This is a genomic window from bacterium (assembly GCA_020440705.1).
Lineage (GTDB): Bacteria > Krumholzibacteriota > Krumholzibacteriia > LZORAL124-64-63 > LZORAL124-64-63 > JAGRNP01.
This window is the reverse complement of sequence record JAGRNP010000256.1, coordinates 1-1,327: the sequence shown is the minus strand read 5'-3', so window position 1 is coordinate 1,327 and position 1,327 is coordinate 1. Positions and strand designations below refer to the sequence as shown.

The following is a 1,327-nucleotide window of genomic DNA, read 5'->3' as shown; positions in this document are numbered from 1 at the left end:
CACTCGGGAGCGAAGCCGCCGAAGACGCCCACGCGCAGGTTCGCCGCCATGCGGCGGCTCACGGCCAGGCCGTCGAAGGGTCCGGCGGTGGCCGTGGCCCGGGTGCCGATGCGCCCGAGGGCGATGTGCCAGTCGAGCTCGCGGCCTTCGCGCACCAGGGCCACCTCCTGGATGCGGTTGCGCCATTCGCCCGTGGGCGTGCTCGCGCTGAAGCCGTCCCGCTCGATGCGGCGCAGGCTGCCCCGCGCATGGAACGAGAAGCCTTTGACGATGTCGTCGCCGCGGATGCGGAACGGCAGCCGGTAGGTGTCGGTGGTCAGCTTGCGTTCGTTGGTCTCGGCGCCGTGGTCCCACTGCAGGGCCACCGAACCGCGCCACTGCCGCGGCGCGGACGAACGCGACCGGGCCGGACCCGTCGCCCCCGCCCCCACGCGCGTGCGCTGCCGGGATTCGGGCGCCGGGGCCGGCGCGACCACCGTCTCCGGTTCGGCCTCCTCGACCGCGAAGACGACCGCGTCGCCGGCCGTGAACTCCTGCACCTGGCTGATGATGGTGCACGAGGCCGAGCGCTCGGCCACGAAGACGATCTCGAGCTCACCGATGGCCGCGCCGTCGCGCACCACCTGGCCCTTGAGCCCGACCTCCAGGCCCGCCACGCTGCCCACGTCGAGGTAGACATGCTCGGCCGAGACGTACTTCACGTTGCAGCTCACCTCGGCGGCGCCGGCGGCGACCGCCAGCGTCGCCGCGAGCAGGCAGGCGAGCAGGGTGCGGATCACGTCTTGCCTCCTCAATTGGGCACCGTTCCGTCCGGGTGGCACTGGTAGCAGGCCGAACTCAGGTACTGGTAGTCCCTGGCCTCGCCCTGGTGCTTGCGGTCCATGTCGGTCTGGTTGTGCTCGTGGCACAGGATGCACTCGAAGGCGCCGTAGTCGGTCGCCACCACGTGGCATTCGGTGCACGAGTTCCACTCGCCGCGATGCTTGCCGGAGTAGATGGGGAAGTACTGGTTGTCGTGATCCCAGTTCGCCGGCGTCCAGGCCGTCGTCGAGTGGCACTCCTGGCACGAGGTCGGGAAGTTCGCCGCCTGGTGGTTGGGGTCGTTCGTCCCGTCGTAGTCCGACTGGTGGCATGCCACGCAGGCGGTGGGCGTGCCCGTGTACCCCTGGCTGTGGCAGGACAGGCAGTCGGTCGTGCGGTGGGCCCCCGTCAGCGGGAAGGCCGTCGTGTCGTGGTCGAAGGCCGCGGGCTGCCAGGCGCTGGTCGAGTGGCAGGCCGCGCACGTTGTCGGGAACCCCGACTGGGCGTGGTCCGGATAGGTGGTCGC

At 71.1% G+C, this 1,327-nt stretch carries 2 protein-coding genes; both read right to left on the bottom strand.

The features are described from left to right. Positions 1–779, bottom strand: a 779-nt coding sequence (locus tag KDM41_18205) for a hypothetical protein (GenBank protein MCB1185357.1), incomplete at its 3' end; no start/stop codon positions are given. A gap of 11 nt (positions 780–790) precedes the next feature. Next, positions 791–1,327, bottom strand: a 537-nt coding sequence (locus tag KDM41_18200; GenBank protein ID MCB1185356.1) for a cytochrome c3 family protein, incomplete at its 5' end; no start/stop codon positions are given.